Origin of the sequence: Lysobacter capsici (genome assembly GCF_018732085.1) — a bacterium.
In the GTDB taxonomy this organism is placed as follows: Bacteria; Pseudomonadota; Gammaproteobacteria; order Xanthomonadales; family Xanthomonadaceae; genus Lysobacter; species Lysobacter capsici_A.
The window spans coordinates 5,974,407-5,990,486 of record NZ_CP076103.1 but is presented as its reverse complement, the minus strand read 5'-3'; the positions used below and the strand labels follow the sequence as shown (position 1 = coordinate 5,990,486).

Sequence of the window (16,080 nt, the reverse complement as noted above, 5' to 3'; positions counted from 1 at the left end):
ACCCTCGCTCCTGCCGTATGGAATTGCGTCCAGAGATACCGCTTGCGCTTGAACCACTCCGGTGAGACCGGGATCACCGGAGTGGCTCTCGCGATGAATGCTTACGCGCCCTGCGACGGCAAGAACACGCCGCGGAAGCGCATCTTCCCGGAGGACAGCTTGTCGTACGCCTCCGTGGCCTGGTCGAGCCGGAAGGTTTCGACGATCGGCTTGACCTTCCCGCGTGCGGCGAGATCGAGGATCTCGGCCAGGTAATGCTGCCCGCCATGCGTGGAGCCGATCACGCGCTGCCGCATCATGTGGAACGGCTTGCCGTCGGACGGAATCGAGAACGGCTTGCTGAAGTCCAGCCCGCAGAGGACGACGCGGCCGTCAGGATTGACGCCCGCGAGCGTCTTTTCGGCGGTCTCGAAGTCGTTGGTGGTGATCAGCAGCACGTCGGCGCCACCAGCAGCCAGCAGCTCATCGGCATTGGCGACGACGTGGTCGGCGCCCAGCTCGGTCGCGAGCTTGCGCTTGTCCGGGGAATGCGTGATCGCGATGGTCTCGAAGCCACACGCCTTGGAGAACTGCAAAGCGACGTGGCCCAATCCGCCGATTCCCAGCACCGCGACGCGGTCGCCCGGCTTGGGTTCTGCATCGCGCAGACCACTCCAGGTGGTATAGCCCGCGCACATCATCGGCGCGGCGTCCGTATAGGCCAGGCCATCGGGCAACAGCACCGTGCCTTCGGCGGCGATCGCGATGTACTCGGCATGCCCGCCCTGCGTGGCGAACCCGGTCGTACGCGGCGAAACACAGTTCATCGCCGTCTGGCCGGTCAGGGGGCGGTTCTGGCGGCAGTACGGGCAGCGGCCGCAGGACGACTGCACCCAGGTCGTACCGACCCGATCGCCCACCTTGCGCGTACGCACACCGGCGCCGACTTCAACGATCTCGCCGACCACCTCATGACCCGGGGTCTGGGGATAGATGTCGCCACCGGCCCCCTGGGTCGCCCAGACGTCCGTAAAGCACATGCCGGACGCGTGGATTTTTACTAGGACGAGTCCGGGCTCGGCCTTGGGAATCGGAACCTCTTGGACCTCCCAGGGCCGATTAGCCCCGGTCATCACTACGGCCTTCATTTTCATCGACTTGTCCTCGTTCAGGCGGTCCGCGCGGTCAGGGCTGGCGGGGTTCTTGGAGTGACACCAGCACGCGGGGAAGCCGCTACGCAGCACCCTCAATTAGCCTAGGATGCGTGGACTATCTCAACAATCCGCAAAATATTTGATCTGACGATGAAATCCACTCATCAATCGAGAGGCAATGACCTAGCGGCCTACGCCGCGTTTTTGGCGGTCGCGGCCCACCGGAGTTTTCGCAGCGCCGCTGTCGAGCTGGACATGACGCCGTCAGCGATCAGCCACTCGATCAAGGTGCTCGAGCAGCGGTTGAATGTGCGTCTGTTCAACCGCACGACGCGCAGCGTCTCCCTGACCGAGGCGGGAGAGCGCTTGGCCTTGAAACTAAAGCCGGCAATGGCCGCGCTGGACGAGGCGCTTTGCGACGTGGAGCGCGACGATCACGTTCCCAGCGGCACGGTACGGATCAACACCAGTGAAGGGGCGATCCGCTTAGTCCTGCAGCCCGTGCTCGCCCGCTTTCTGAGCACGTACCCGCAGGTGCATCTAGACATCGTCAGTGATGGCCGGCTCACGGATATCACCGCGGATGGCTTCGATGCCGGCATTCGCTTGGCTGAAGCCATTCCCAAAGACATGGTGGCTGTGGCCGTCTCGAAAGAGGTACGTTTTGCAGCCATTGCCTCGCCCGCGTACCTCGAGCGACGCGGTCATCCCCAGGTTCCGCAGGATCTGTATCGCCACGATTGCATCCGCTTCCGGTTTGAAAGTGGTGCCATCTACCGATGGGAGCTGGAGCGCCAGGGAGTGGTCGAAAGGATCAACCCTTCAGGCCCGCTCACGTTGACGGATCAACCGCTGATGGTGGAAGCGGCCATCGATGGTATCGGCATCGCTTTCGTGCCTGACCACTTGGCGACAGTGGCACTCCAGGACGGCCGACTCCAACGCGTTCTGGAGGAATGGTGCCCGCCGTTTCCAGGCCTGTGCCTGTACTACTCAGGACATCGCCACCTATCGTCCGGCCTGCGAGCGCTGATCAACATGATGACGGAAGCGTTGTCAGGCAAATAAACACGGTTGCAGAGGCGCCTCATCCCATGACCGCCAAAACACCATTCCAGGCGCGCCGACCGCTGCGCCTCGATTAATGAAAGATTCTTGTCTTGTCATCAAACATTGTTGGGATTGTTACAGCAGTCGAGATTGTCTAGCGTTCATCGCTCGGCCGAGACGCCTGGGCGGAGATCCATGTTCTGCCCCGGATCGTCTTGCGGCATCGGGATCGGACCTCCGAGCGACGCCCGAATACTCTTCGGACCTAGACAGAAGGCAGGATGAGCATGAGCAAGAAAATTCTTATCACCGGCGCGAGTTCCGGTTTCGGCCTGGGCGCGGCGATCGAACTGGCCCGCCGGGGGCACGCCGTGGTGGCCACCGCGGAGACCTGGCCGCAAGTGCGCAGCCTACGCGATGAGGCGGCGCACGCGGGCGTCACGTTGGAAGTCATCAAGCTCAACTTGCTCGACGATGCCGACCTCGCGCGTGCGGCGACTTACGACCCCGACGTGCTAGTGCTCAACTCCGGCATCATGGAAAGCGGATCGGTCGTCGACATTCCGATGGCGCGCGTGCGCGAATCCTTCGAGGTCAATGTGTTTCGCCACATCGAACTGGCGCAAGGCATCGTCCCCAAGATGGTAGCGCGCCAGTGCGGCAAGGTAGTGTGGGTGTCGTCGATGGGCGGCATCATGGTCATTCCGTTCATCGGCATCTACTGCGCCACCAAGCACGCGATCGAGGCCATTGCCGGCGCGATGAGGACGGAGCTGGCACCCTTTGGCGTCAAGGTCGCCACCATCAATCCGGGCCTGTTCGGCACGGGCTTCAACGACACCGGCGCAGAAAGTCACGTGCAGTGGTACGACGCCAAGACCGCGGTCGTGCCGATGCCCGATTTCAGCGGCCCCCTGTCCGCCCAAAGCGATCCGAAGGAAATGATCGACGCCATGGTCGACATCATTCCGGCCGAGGATCACCTCTACCGCACGATGCGCCCGTTCGAAACGATCGACGCGGCCAAGCAGTGGCAAGAGACCGAGTGGACTCAACGGGCCTGACAGCGCCGCCGGATCGGCATCGGTCGCAAGCTTTCTACCGCACAGCGCCTGGAGGCATCGATGGCCGCGTACGTCATTTTCTGTATCACCTACGTGCATGATGAGGAGCGCCTCGCGGAGTACCGTCGCCAAGTGGTGCCGTTGCTCGAAGCGACCCCCGGAGTGAAGTTCTTTGCCGGCCCGATGCCGCTCACCGTGGAGAAAGGGCCGCCGATCACCTATGGCGTGGTGGTGGAATGCGCCGACCTCGAAGCCGCAAAGCGCTGGTATTACTCCGAAGACTATCAGCGGGTTGCCGCGATCAGACACGAAGCCTCGGACGGCTTCGCCTTCATCGTCGAGTCTTGGACGGGTCCTGTTCACTAGTCCAGGCCGTCAGCGATGTGATCGTCGTTGACCGAACGCTGAGTCGCCCCGGGGTTTTGCGGAGCCTCGCGTTATGTTCGCCGACGCGCCCACCGCGTCTGTTGTCGGCGCCCGTGACCGCGCGTAGCGTTCTCGCGAACACCCCGCGTCCGCGCATGGCGCCGGCGCACCCCTGTGCGGCCGCGCCGACGGTATGTCCTCTAGCTTATTCGGTTCTCCGCCCAAGAGAGATATCGCGGTGCTATGGGGCTCAGCTAGTGGCACCGAAACGCTGACACCATTTAGTGGTAGAGCAAAGTGATATGGCTATCCGCTTATGGTCGATGGCGGATGTAGAGTTCGTGACACTTCGATCATTCAGTTGACCGTTGTCACTAACAACGTGTTGCGGCCGAGCCGCGAAGCGGCTTCGGCTTGGTTCGCTTTTCATATAACGCGCCGGGACTAATTCGTAAAAATCCAGTCTTTCACTATTTTCCGGTTAGCTGCGGGCAGTCAAGTGAGGCATGACATAATGCTCGTAGTGGCCGGCGCCATTTTTGACGATCGGATCGTCAGCAGTAAGCGCGACGATGTCTTGTTCGTCAGGGATCTGATAGAGCGAGACACCGTAGCCGCCGGCATCATCCATGACAGGGCCGTGGGCAACAATGAATCCCCGCTTCAGAAGGCCGTTCATATACTCACCGTGTTGAGTCATCCACTGCTTCTCTTCGATGGACATCGTCTGCAGGAAGTCAGAACGCGGCGGTATGTACTTGCATAGGTAACTTTTCATATCTATTCCGTTTCCTAGTAGGTAAATTGTTGGAAGAACACAAGGGAAACGTAAGCATTCGAGAGAAGTGATAGTTCTCTGATGTACACGAAGTTTCTAGCGGACCTGCATACACTCGGAATCAGAGCCGGAGGCGGCGCTCGACCGCAACTGAGCTGTTGCGATGCTTTGTCGGCGTTAGGCCGTCTTCACGCTCTTGAGAATTGAGTCCTCGAACATGCTTGGCAGATAGCTCTGAAGGAACAAAATCATCCCTGTCATTTTTCCTACCGGGTTGCTGAACTTTGGTGCCTTGGCGTTGATCAACGACGTAATGGTGGTCACCACTGCATCGGGAGCTTCGGCCTCATCAATGCCCTTCTGGGTGGCTGCATTTGCCTTCGTCCGATAGGAGTCGTAGTCCTTAATGGCCAAGCCGGTTGCCTTGATCGCATGCTGTGCGAGGTTGGTCTTGAACCACACCGGCTCCACCATGCTGACCTTGATGTTGAACTGCTCCAACTCGAAGCGCAGGGACTTGAAGTAGCCTTGAATGGCGTGCTTCGAGGCGGTGTAGTAGGAAAGGTTCGGCGGGCCGATCAGACCTACGATTGAGCTAACGGTGATGATCTGGCCTTCCTTCTGCGCCCTGAGGTGCGGCAGCAAAGCATTGGTCAAGTTCACCGTGCCCCAGAAGTTGGTTTCGAACTGCTGCCTGCCGACTTCGACAGGGGTTTCTTCGGCAATGCCTGTCACCATGTAGCCGGCGTTGTTCACCAACACGTCGAGGCGCTTGATTTGCTGGAAGAGTTCGCTGACAAAGGACTGGATCGAGTTGACATCCTCGATATCCAGCCGCAGCAGTTTGAACGGCACCTTTTGAGCGTGTTTTTCCGGATCGCGGCTTGTGCCGATGACGTTGAAGCCTTCTTTGTGCAGGCGATTGGCCAGCATCAGGCCAAAGCCGGATGACGCCCCAGTGACCAGTACGGTCTTCTTCATAGGATTTGCTCCAGGTGTGCGGACCGGATTGGTTCCGCATGACGGTTGAGGTTCCGGGTGGCGATCGCCACTGCCGGTAAAGCGGGATAGCTGTGGCGCGGGCCGGCGCGACGTCGGATGAGGGGCAGATGGCCACTCGGACTGCTTGGAGGCCCGCTTTGTTGGTGGTGGATTGTCGACGGGCGGCATGTTAGTATCGTTTTAGTATCGAGTCAATACTAAAATGATATGAACTCAAAAGAGCCGTCCACCGCCACCTGCCCAATCGAACGAAGCCTCGCCTTCTTAGGCGACGCTTGGACAATGCTGATCCTTAGGGACGCAAATTCCGGACTGACGCGCTTCGATCAGTTCAGAAAGAGCCTGGGCATAGCCCCAACGATGTTGACGAAGCGTCTGGCGACGCTGACCGAGGAGAGGCTGCTTGAGCGACGGATGTATTCGGAGCGCCCGCCACGCGAGGAATACGTATTGACCGAAGCCGGACGCGACTATTTACCGGTGCTGTTCATGATCGGTGCGTGGGGAAGGAAGCACCGAGGTGGGGGCAAGCTGGTGCAGTTCCTTGATGCCGAAACGGGCGCCGAGATCAGGCCTGTCGCAATTGATGTGGTGACGGGTGCAGAGATTGGAACCCGACCTATCCAGCTGGTCATTCCGGAGTAGACCTTCCTCCCGAGGTAACGAATGGCGCTCTCGAGCTCGCCATGGCCGGGTAGTAGCTAAATCGATCGGAGCTTCTCGTGATGTTGCGACGTTGAGGTTAGTCGCCATGAGCGTCTGACTATCGCCGATTGCGCATCGGCGTTTTGGCCATTCACTTTGCGGCGATCGGCTCTCGCCTCTCCTTGTCGGGACTGAGGCTTCAACAGTGTCGCGATGGCTAAAGGTGCGCCGTCGCCCCATAGCTCGCGCGCTCAAGCCATACAAGCAGATGGCACGACTGCTGCGTTTGGAGACGATGCGCTGTCGCCAGCGCCAAGCTTTGTTGCTGCGTCTGACGCTTTGCCCAACCCTCGGCCTAGCGGTAACAGCTCTGCAAATTCCGTCAAGTACGAGGCGTCCGTAGATGCGGATATGAAAGACGTCTCTAGTTGATTGCCATCGAACCGGGTTCATCAGGCTGCCAGCCCCCACCGAGCGCCTTAAAGGCGGCGACCGCTGCACGTGTCGACTCCGTTTGCGCCTGTACTCGCGCATCAGTTGCACGCAACAAGCTCTCGTCGGCCTGCAGAACTTCGACCAGGCTGACGGCACCACTTTGATACGCCGAAAACGAGGCTCCGCGGGCGCGGGTAAGTGAGTCCACCCCCTGCGTAAGGACGCTGGTTTGTTCCTCGCGATTGGCCAAGGCTGAGAAAGCATTTTCCACATCCTCGGCTGCACGCAGAACGGCCAGACGATAGGCGGCCAGCGTCTCGGCCTCCTGGCCCTTGGCCAAATTGATCTGTGCGTTGATGCGCCCGAAGTCGAACAGGCGCCAGCGCAGGCCCAGCAGGCCAGCAGATTGACTGGCACCACTGGTGAAGAGGTTGCTCCCGGACACTGCCGTCGCACTGCCGATAAGTCCGCCGAGGGAAAGCTTGGGGTAGTACTCGGCGATTGCGACACCAATGCGAGCATTCGATCCGGCAAGACGGCGCTCAGCCACGATCAGGTCGGGCCGGCGCCTGAGCAAGTCACCTGGCGATCCTGTCGCGCTGATTTGTGGAGCGACAGGGATGGCGCCGGCATCAGCCAGGTCCTTACGGTGCGTTCCCGGTGGCGTACCCAGTACCACGTCCAGTGCGTTCATGGCCGCGTCCAAGCCTGCTACCAGTGCCGGCACGGTAGCCCGAACTTGCGCAAGCGCACCTTCGGCCTGCCGCACTTGAAGTTCGGCGGCTAACCCCTTTCCGTAGAGAAGAGTGATAGTCGAGAGCAACTCCTGCTGCGTTTGCACTTGTCGATGGGCAACATCGAGACGAGTCTGCAGGCCGCGGATACTGATGTAGATGTCAGCGGTCTGTGCGGCCACTGTCAGTCGTGCGGCGGCGGCGCCAGCTTCGGAAGCCTGATACTCGGCAAGCGCCGCTTCTCGTCCACGGCGTAGACCGCCGAACACGTCCAGTTCCCAGCTGGCGCTTACATTGGCCTCGTAGGCGTTGCCATGCCGGTCGAAACCGGGCGTCGAATTCAACGCTTGTCCCAGGGGCGTTTCGACGGATTGGTACGCTCTGACTGCTTGGCCGCTGACATTGCCGGAAGGCAGTAACGCGGCATTTGCCGCCCCAAGTCCCGCGCGCGCCTGGGCCACACGAGCCGACGCCTGCGCAAGATCGAGGTTCTGCTCCAGAGCCAGCGTTACGAACCGAGTTAATTGCGGATCGCCGAATCCGGTCCACCAAGTGACGAGATCGGCCTGGGCATTGGCCTGTCGCTGGTCTACGGCTGATTCGCCCAGATACCGCTGGGGCAGGGGCATCTGCGGCCTGACGTAGTCGGGACCGACGGCGCAACCGGCCAGGAAGCTGGCAGCGACGAATGCAGTGAGCGGGTGTTTAAGCGGCATGGTCTTTTTCCGGGGCAAGGGTAAGAGCCGAAGTGACTATAATACGAAATAGTCACTCGTTGTCCATTTCCTTGGCCAGAGGTAAGCTTCAAACATGACCAAAGCAACCACTCGCTCCACCCCGGCCCGCGGCCCGGCCGACCACGAGGTGCGCGACCAGATCAGCGCCGCGGCCACCGAGCACTTCAGCCGGTACGGGTACGAAAAAACGACTGTCTCCGACCTCGCCAAGGCCATCGGCTTCTCCAAGGCCTACATCTACAAGTTCTTCGATTCCAAGCAGGCCATTGGCGAGATGATCTGCGCCAACTGCCTGCGCGAGATCGAAAGCGAGGTCAGGGCGGCCGTGGATGAAGCTGAACGGCCGCCGGAAAAGCTGCGGCGGATGTTCAAAACTATCGTGGAGGCAAGCCTTCGCCTGTTTTCCCGGGATCGCAAGCTATACGAAATCGCCACGTCCGCGGCCACCGAACGCTGGCAGGCAACGCTCGACTATGAGGAGCGCATTCGCAAATTGCTCCAGGACATCCTTCAAGAAGGCCGGCAGACGGGCGATTTTGAGCGCAAGACACCGATCGACGAGACCGCGATGGCGATCTACCTGGTCATGCGCCCCTATCTCAACCCCCTGCTGCTCCAGCACAGCTTCGACTACACCGACGACGCGCCCGCACAGCTATCCAGCCTGGTACTGCGCAGCCTGTCCCCCTGACGCGTGAGCGTTGTGACTATTGACTAATTTAGTCACTAGAATTAGATTTCGAGTCCTGGCCATCTCGCTGTCGGGACTCTCATGCGTCGCCTCGCTGCCTCTACCCTCATTTGCGCGCTGCCGTTTGCGCTGGCCGCATGCGGCGAAAAACCGCAATCCGACCCGCGCAACGAAGCGCCCTTGGTGCGTACCGCGCTTGTCCAGCAAGCATCCTCGGCGTCGCGTTCCTTCACCGGGACCGTAGCCGCGCGGGTGCAAAGCGACCTGGGCTTTCGGGTCTCCGGCAAGGTGCTGGAACGGCTTGTGGATACCGGGCAGACCGTCAAGCGGGGTCAGCCGCTGATGCGCATCGATCCCGTCGACTTGAAGCTCGCCGCGCATGCGCAACAAGAAGCCGTTATCGCCGCGCAAGCGTTGGCTCAGCAGGCGATCGGGGACGAAGCTCGCTATCGCTCCCTGGTCGGAACCGGTGCAATCTCCGTCTCCGCATACGATCAGAGCAAAGCCGCCGCGGACTCCGCGAAAGCGCAGCTGCGCGCGGCCGCGGCCCAAGCGGAAGTCGCCCGTAACGCGAACAGCTATTCGACGCTCATCGCCGACGCCGATGGCGTTGTCATCGAGGCGCTGGCCGAGCCGGGCCAAGTTGTCGCGGCCGGGCAGGTCGTGGTTCGGGTCGCCCGCGCCGGTAGCCGCGAGGCGGTAATTCAGTTGCCGGAAACGCTGCGTCCAGTGGTTGGCTCGGCCGGGCGGGCCAGTCTTTTCGGTAAAGAGGGCGTTGGCGTTCCTGCCTTGCTCCGGCAGCTCTCGGATGCTGCAGATCCACTGACCCGCACTTTCGAGGCGCGCTACGTGCTTGAAGGCGCGTTAGCCAACGCCCCGTTGGGCACCACGGTCACCGTCGAGATTCCGGATGGTTCTCTCGCCACGCAAGTCGGCGTGCAGATACCGATCGGCGCGCTGTTCGATACCGGCAAGGGGGCCGGCGTGTGGGTCGTCGATGGCCAGTCGTCGAAAGTGACTTGGCGCCCGGTCGTGGTCCAACACTTGGACGACGACAGTGCACGCGTCAGCGGTCGGCTGAAGCAAGGCGACACGGTCGTCTCGCTCGGCGCGCACTTGCTGCGCGAAGGCAAGCAGGTGCGAGTGGCCGGTCAACCTGGCGCTGCGGCGAGCGGGAGAGCCCGCCCGTGAACGAAGGCCGTTTCAACCTGTCGGCACTTGCCGTACGCGAACGCTCCATCACCTTGTTCCTGATTTTCCTGGTGTCGTTGGCAGGACTCGTCTCATTCTTCAACTTGGGACGCGCCGAAGACCCGGCCTTCACGGTCAAGGTGATGACCGTCGTTACCGCCTGGCCCGGGGCGACAGCGCAGGAGATGCAGGACCAGGTCGCCGAGAAGATCGAGAAGCGCCTGCAGGAACTGCGCTGGTACGACCGTTCTGAAACCTATACGCGACCGGGCTTGGCATTCACGATGCTGACGCTGCTCGACTCCACGCCCCCCTCGCAGGTGCAGGAGCAGTTCTACCAAGCTCGCAAGAAAGTCGCCGATGAGGCAGGCAACCTGCCGTCCGGCGTGATCGGACCAATGGTCAACGATGAATATGCCGACGTCACCTTCGCTCTGTACGCGCTCAAGGCGCAGGGCGAACCGCAACGCCTGCTGGTGCGCGACGCGGAAAGGTTGCGCCAGCGGCTGCTGCACGTACCAGGGGTCAAGAAGGTCAACATCGTTGGTGAGCAGTCAGAACGCATCTATGTCGAATTCTCCCATGAGCGTCTGGCCACGCTGGGGATCAGTCCGCAGGAGGTGTTCGCCGCGCTCAACACCCAGAATGTCCTGACGCCGGCCGGTTCCGTGGAGACCAAGGGGCCGGAGGTATTCATTCGCCTGGACGGCGCGTTCGACGAATTGCAGAAGATCAGCGACACACCGGTGGTGGCGCAAGGCCGTACGTTGAAGCTATCCGACATCGCCACGGTCAAGCGTGGCTATGAAGATCCGAAGACGTTCATGATCCGCAACGGTGGCGAACCCGCGCTGCTTCTGGGCGTGGTCATGCGCGAGGGTTGGAACGGACTCGACCTGGGTAAGGCGCTGGACGAAGAAGTCAGCGCAATCGGATCCGAGCTGCCGCTCGGTATGAGCTTGTCCAAGGTCACTGATCAAGCCGTCAATATCGACTCGTCGGTCGATGAGTTCATGCTCAAGTTCTTCGCCGCATTGCTGGTGGTGATGCTGGTTTGCTTCGTCAGCATGGGGTGGCGCGTTGGTCTGGTGGTCGCAGCTGCGGTGCCGCTGACCCTGGCGGCGGTCTTCGTGGTGATGCTCGCAAGCGGCAAGAACTTCGATCGCATCACGCTGGGCTCCCTGATTCTGGCGCTGGGCCTGCTGGTGGACGACGCCATCATCGCCATCGAAATGATGGTGGTGAAAATGGAAGAGGGGTACGGCCGCGTCGCCGCCTCCGCTTATGCATGGAGCCATACAGCCGCGCCCATGCTCTCGGGAACGCTGGTCACCGCGGTCGGCTTCATGCCCAACGGCTTCGCCCGATCCACTGCGGGTGAGTACACCAGCAACATGTTCTGGATCGTGGGCATCGCGCTCATCGCCTCGTGGGTGGTTGCCGTGGTCTTCACGCCTTATCTGGGCGTCAAGCTGCTGCCTGACTTCAAGAAGGTGGAGGGTGGCCATGACGCAATCTACGACACGCCACGCTACAACCGCTTCCGTCAGATTCTGGCGCGTGTGATCGCGCGCAAGTGGCTGGTCGCCATCTCGGTCGTGGCTCTTTTCGTTCTGTCTGTCCTCGGGATGGGCGTGGTCAAGAAGCAGTTTTTCCCGATCTCGGACCGGCCCGAAGTTTTGGTTGAGGTGCAGATGCCTTACGGCACGTCGATCAATCAGACCAGTGCCGCCGCCGCGAAGGTGGAGGCCTGGCTAAGTAAGCAGAAGGAAGCCAGGATCGTCACCGCTTACGTGGGCCAAGGCGCGCCCCGCTTCTTCTTCTCGGTGGGGCCTGAGTTGCCAGATCCGTCGTTTGCCAAGATTGTGGTGCGAACGGACAACCAGGATGAGCGCGACGCGCTGAAACATCGGCTGCGTCAGGCGATCGCCAACGGCCTTGCTCCGGAGGCGCGCCTGCGCGTCACTCAACTGGTTTTCGGCCCGTATTCACCGTATCCGGTGGCCTATCGGGTTACCGGCCCCGATCCCGAAACGTTGCGCAACATCGCAGCCGACGTGCAGCAGGTCATGGAGACCAGTCCGATGATGCGCACGGTCAACACGGACTGGGGCGTACGCACGCCCACGTTGCACTTCACCTTGCAGCAGGACCGATTGCAGGCCGTAGGACTAACCTCTAACGCCGTGGCGTTGCAACTGCAGTTCCTGTTGAACGGTGCGCCTGTCACCGCGGTGCGCGAGGACATTCGAACGGTGCAAGTGGTCGCGCGTTCGGCGGGCGAAACCCGCCTCGACCCGGCCAAGATTACGGACTTCACGCTGGCTGGCGCTAGCGGGCAGCGCATCCCGCTCTCGCAGGTAGGCAAGGTCGAGGTACGCATGGAAGAGCCGATCATGCGCCGCCGCGACCGGATGCCGACAATCACGGTACGCGGCGATATCGCCGATGGCCTGCAGCCGCCGGACGTGTCATCGGCAATCACCCAGCAACTCCAACCGTTCACGGAGAAGCTGCCGAGGGGCTATAGCATCGAGCAGGCTGGCTCCATCGAAGAGTCAGGCAAAGCCACGAAAGCCATGTTGCCGCTGTTCCCGGTCATGCTAGCGATCACCTTGTTGATCATTATCCTGCAAGTGCGCTCGATCTCTGCAATGGTCATGGTGTTTCTGACGAGCCCATTGGGGCTGATCGGCGTCGTGCCGACACTGCTTTTGTTCCAGCAACCGTTCGGCATCAATGCGCTGGTCGGGTTGATTGCGTTGTCGGGGATCCTGATGCGCAACACGCTGATTCTGATCGGGCAAATCCACCACAACGAGCAGGAAGGGCTGGCCCCATTCGACGCTGTCGTGGAGGCCACGGTACAGCGAGCCAGACCCGTGATCCTGACCGCCTTGGCGGCGATCCTGGCATTCATCCCGCTGACCCATTCCGTGTTCTGGGGAACCCTCGCTTACACGCTGATCGGCGGCACGTTCGCGGGAACGGTCCTGACCCTCGTGTTCCTGCCGGCCATGTATTCCATCTGGTTCAAGATCAAGCCCGACAGCGACAACCGCCCCGTCGAGGCGAAGCTCGCATAAACACACATGGCTGGCGGGCGCAGTGCGCGTGACGCCGCCGCAAAACCACGACGATTCAGCTAACGGAGAGCCATACGCATGAAGCAGTACGTCCACCCCCGTTTCTCGGTGCTTGCCTTGGGCATCGCAGGTGCACTGAGCCTAGGCCAGGTCCACGCCTCGGGTTTCCAGCTCAAGGAAAACAGCGTCAAGGCCATGGGCGCCGCCTTCGCCGGCGCCGGCGTCCGCACCGATGACAGTTCGGTGGTCGTCAACAACCCTGCGACGATGGCTCGCTTCGAAGGGACGAGCTTTCAGGTCGACGCGACGGTGATCGATCTGAGCTACCAGTTCAAAGGTTCCGGTACCGACGCATTGGGCCGTCCGCTGGTCGGCGGTGACGGTGGGGATGCCGGTGATATAGCCGCGGTTCCCGCGGTGTCCATGATTCATAAAGCCGACAACGACCTGGCGTTCGGCATCATGATCAGCGCGCCCTTCGGCCTGAAGACGGAATACGACAACAGTTGGAGCGGGCGCTACTTCGGCCAGAAATCGGAAGTGGAGATCGTCGATCTGACTTTGGCTGCCGCGATCGATATCGTTCCGAACCGATTTTCGGTAGGTGCTGGCGTGATCTATTCGCGCGCCGACGTGACCCTGTCCAGGGGCATCGATTTCGGCACCCTGCTTTTCTCCAACGCCAGTACACGTCCGCTGCCCTTTGCGCGCCCACAAGCAGCTGACGGCTTCGCCGAAGTGCAAGGCGACAACACCGGATATGGCTGGCTGGTCGGTGCGAACTTCAGCCCCACTGACAAGCTGGCGATCGGCCTTAGTTACCGCTCTGAAATCGACTACGAGCTGTCCGGAAATGCGGACTGGACGGTCCCAGGAAACGTCGCTGCAGTATTCGCGGCTAGTCCGGCCACCCGTAATCTCTTTCAGGATGGCGCAATCACCGCCAAATTGACCACGCCGTCGGTCACCAGTGTCGATGTGCGCTACGCGTTCACCGATCGTTTCGCGGTGATGGCGTCGTGGAGCGAGACCGGCTGGTCATCGCTGCGAGAGGTGCGCATTGACTTCGCCAACCCAGATCCTGAATCGATCGAGCCTTTTGAATGGCGCGACACTCAGTTCATGTCGTTAGGCGCCGAACTAAAACTCAGCGGACGTTTCACGCTACGCGCGGGCGTGGCTTTCGACGAGACTCCCACTCACATCGAAACCCGAACCCCGCGCATGCCCGACGACGACCGTATCTGGTACTCGGTGGGCGGCACTTGGAACGCAAACGATGCGCTAGAGATCAATTTCGGATACACCCGCATCGAGGTTGATTCAGCGCCGTTGGACATTGACGCTGGCGGCTCGCAGCTGGCAGGCTCATTCGATGGTCATGCCGATCTCTACGGCGTATCGGCGCAATACAGGTTTTGACCACATCATTGTGGCAGCCGAAAGCGCCACTGCAGCAGGCGCCAAGTGGGCGTAGAGTTCGTGACACTTCGATCATTCAGCGGGAACGGTTGTTACTAACGGGACATTGTGGCCGAGCCGCGAAGCGGCTTCGGCTGTCGCGTTGAATACTAAGATGCCTACGAAGCTCTGGACGACTCAGGTGTCCTCAAGCCGTCTCCCATCGCGCCACGTTACGTGTCTCGCAGGAAACGAACCTTGAGATTCATCTTTGCGGCGGCCTCTTCGACCGCCTGCACCTCGTACTGCGAATAACGCCCTAGGTCCCATTCAAGCCGGCCCGCCGCGATTTGGGCCTCGAGATCTTCCAAATAGAAGTTGCCTATTCCCTGCAACGCCTTTCGGACTTTGATCTTAAGTTTGCTGACCTCTTCCGGCGAAGCCACATCGAAGAAGGCCCTGTAAACGATGTAGGGCTCGCTCTCATCAGTAACGGCAGGAGATACATGCGCCCAAAACTCGTTCAAGCAGACCGGACACTTGAACTGGAGCAGCACTGTTCCCTCGCCCGCGATTAGAACTGCGTCCGCTCCGCAGTTGATGCAAGTAAAAGTCATCGCGGTCATCAGCGCTCTCTTCGGATATAAGGGCGATAGTCCAAACCGCTCTTCACGCAGTACATCGGCAGACCGAATTTTTCGGCATAGACTCGATTTCGCCAACCGAGCCGCGAAGCGGCTTCGGCTTTAACTAACCGCGCTGTTCAATTAAGGGGTGGATACATCCGCAATGCATCCACGACGAGCGAGAACGCCGGCGAGTGCTGTCGACGGCTAGGGTAGTAAAGGTGATAGCCGGAAAATGGCGGACACCAGTCCTGCAGCACGCGAACCAAGCGTCCTTCCTCTATGTGGGGCACGAACTCTTCTTCAGGCAAGAACGCGATGCCTAGCCCATCTAGGGCCGCGAGCACGATGTGGGGCGACGTGTTGAACACCGCTTGCCCGTCGACGCGGACGTTCACCTCTCTGCCTCGGCGCTCGAATTCCCAGACATACAGGCCACCGGAAGTAGGGAAGCGGATGTTGATGCAATTGTGTCGGGTCAGGTCTTCTGGAGCCTTCGGGACAGGGTGCTTTTCGAAGTAGGCGGGTGTCGCGACGGCGGCCATCCGCAGCCTCGGGCTGATGGGCAGGGCGATCATGTCTTTGTCGATGCTTTCGCCCAAACGGACGCCGGCATCGAAGCGATCGGCGACGATGTCGCGCAACCCGTAGCTGACGTCGAACTCGATGTTGATATCCGGGTACCGCTGCATCACCGGCAACAATTTTGGTAGCAGGATCGTTCGTAGGACGTGGTCGCCGCTGGTGATTCGAACCGAGCCGGCGGGTTTGTCCCTTAACTCCGTTAGCGCATCCAGTTCGGCCTCGATCTCGTCGAAGCGGTTTCCGATGGCTTGGAGCAGCCGTTCGCCCGCCCGGGTGGCCGATACGCTGCGGGTGGTGCGGGTCAGCAGCCGGATCTCCAACCGCTCCTCCAACGCCTTGATGGCCTGGCTGAGCGCCGATTGGGAAACCCCTAGTAACGCGCCCGCGCGGGTGAAGCTCCCTTCCCGGGCCACGGTGACGAAGGCCAGCAAATCGTTGAGGTTTCGGCGTGCCATGGGCTCAGTTTGGCATGGCTGATTAATTAGTAAAGCTTATAAGGTCTAAAAGAATTGATCACCTAATCAAGCAGATCATGCGTGAGCACAATGGCCCGCAC

General features: G+C 60.7%; 14 protein-coding genes. 8 read left to right on the top strand and 6 right to left on the bottom strand.

What is annotated here, in order from left to right; all coding sequences use genetic code 11:
* Positions 1–101: 101 nt before the first annotated feature.
* Positions 102–1,133, bottom strand: a complete 1,032-nt coding sequence (locus KME82_RS24890) for an alcohol dehydrogenase catalytic domain-containing protein (RefSeq protein ID WP_215496410.1) — start codon at positions 1,131–1,133, stop codon at positions 102–104.
* A gap of 150 nt (positions 1,134–1,283) precedes the next feature.
* Between KME82_RS24890 and KME82_RS24885 the strand changes: the two genes are divergently transcribed.
* The 3 genes from KME82_RS24885 (at position 1,284) to KME82_RS24875 (ending at position 3,613) form a co-directional block, all read left to right on the top strand.
* A complete protein-coding gene (locus tag KME82_RS24885; RefSeq protein ID WP_096417313.1) occupies positions 1,284–2,201 on the top strand; it encodes a LysR family transcriptional regulator in 918 nt (305 codons plus the stop codon).
* A gap of 269 nt (positions 2,202–2,470) precedes the next feature.
* Positions 2,471–3,247 carry an SDR family oxidoreductase gene (locus tag KME82_RS24880; protein ID WP_215496409.1) on the top strand — a complete coding sequence of 259 codons (777 nt, stop codon included), beginning with the start codon at positions 2,471–2,473 and terminating at the stop codon, positions 3,245–3,247.
* A gap of 60 nt (positions 3,248–3,307) precedes the next feature.
* The gene (locus tag KME82_RS24875) at positions 3,308–3,613 is read left to right on the top strand and encodes a DUF1330 domain-containing protein (protein WP_215496408.1); all 306 of its coding nucleotides are present in this window, start codon (positions 3,308–3,310) and stop codon (positions 3,611–3,613) included.
* A gap of 481 nt (positions 3,614–4,094) precedes the next feature.
* Here KME82_RS24875 and KME82_RS24870 read toward each other — a convergent pair whose 3' ends face one another.
* Both KME82_RS24870 and KME82_RS24865 read right to left on the bottom strand, forming a co-directional pair.
* Positions 4,095–4,391 carry a YciI family protein gene (locus KME82_RS24870; RefSeq protein ID WP_215496407.1) on the bottom strand — a complete coding sequence of 99 codons (297 nt, stop codon included), beginning with the start codon at positions 4,389–4,391 and terminating at the stop codon, positions 4,095–4,097.
* A gap of 177 nt (positions 4,392–4,568) precedes the next feature.
* On the bottom strand, positions 4,569–5,372 hold the full coding sequence (locus tag KME82_RS24865; RefSeq protein ID WP_215496406.1) for an SDR family NAD(P)-dependent oxidoreductase: 804 nt from the start codon (positions 5,370–5,372) through the stop codon (positions 4,569–4,571).
* Positions 5,373–5,600: 228 nt separating this feature from the next.
* Between KME82_RS24865 and KME82_RS24860 the strand changes: the two genes are divergently transcribed.
* Positions 5,601–6,038 carry a winged helix-turn-helix transcriptional regulator gene (locus KME82_RS24860; RefSeq protein ID WP_215496405.1) on the top strand — a complete coding sequence of 146 codons (438 nt, stop codon included), beginning with the start codon at positions 5,601–5,603 and terminating at the stop codon, positions 6,036–6,038.
* A gap of 424 nt (positions 6,039–6,462) precedes the next feature.
* Here KME82_RS24860 and KME82_RS24855 read toward each other — a convergent pair whose 3' ends face one another.
* Positions 6,463–7,923, bottom strand: a complete 1,461-nt coding sequence (locus KME82_RS24855) for an efflux transporter outer membrane subunit (RefSeq protein WP_215496404.1) — start codon at positions 7,921–7,923, stop codon at positions 6,463–6,465.
* Positions 7,924–8,017: 94 nt separating this feature from the next.
* Between KME82_RS24855 and KME82_RS24850 the strand changes: the two genes are divergently transcribed.
* The 4 genes from KME82_RS24850 to KME82_RS24835 all read left to right on the top strand — a co-directional run bounded on the left by KME82_RS24850 (position 8,018) and on the right by KME82_RS24835 (position 14,334).
* Positions 8,018–8,635 (top strand): TetR/AcrR family transcriptional regulator, encoded by a 618-nt coding sequence (locus tag KME82_RS24850; RefSeq protein WP_215496403.1) that lies wholly within the window; start codon positions 8,018–8,020, stop codon positions 8,633–8,635.
* A gap of 81 nt (positions 8,636–8,716) precedes the next feature.
* The gene (locus tag KME82_RS24845; protein ID WP_215496402.1) at positions 8,717–9,826 is read left to right on the top strand and encodes an efflux RND transporter periplasmic adaptor subunit; all 1,110 of its coding nucleotides are present in this window, start codon (positions 8,717–8,719) and stop codon (positions 9,824–9,826) included.
* A complete protein-coding gene (locus KME82_RS24840; RefSeq protein WP_215496401.1) occupies positions 9,823–12,912 on the top strand; it encodes an efflux RND transporter permease subunit in 3,090 nt (1,029 codons plus the stop codon). Before KME82_RS24845 ends, KME82_RS24840 begins: the two co-directional genes overlap by 4 nt.
* 78 nt (positions 12,913–12,990) lie before the next feature.
* On the top strand, positions 12,991–14,334 hold the full coding sequence (locus tag KME82_RS24835; protein WP_215496400.1) for an OmpP1/FadL family transporter: 1,344 nt from the start codon (positions 12,991–12,993) through the stop codon (positions 14,332–14,334).
* 212 nt (positions 14,335–14,546) lie between these two features.
* On the opposite strand, the gene KME82_RS24830 is transcribed toward KME82_RS24835, so the two are convergent.
* Entirely contained in the window at positions 14,547–14,939 is a 393-nt protein-coding gene (locus KME82_RS24830; RefSeq protein WP_215496399.1) for a hypothetical protein, read from the bottom strand.
* A 137-nt stretch (positions 14,940–15,076) separates the two neighbouring features.
* Entirely contained in the window at positions 15,077–15,979 is a 903-nt protein-coding gene (locus tag KME82_RS24825; RefSeq protein ID WP_215496398.1) for a LysR family transcriptional regulator, read from the bottom strand.
* Positions 15,980–16,080: the final 101 nt, after the last annotated feature.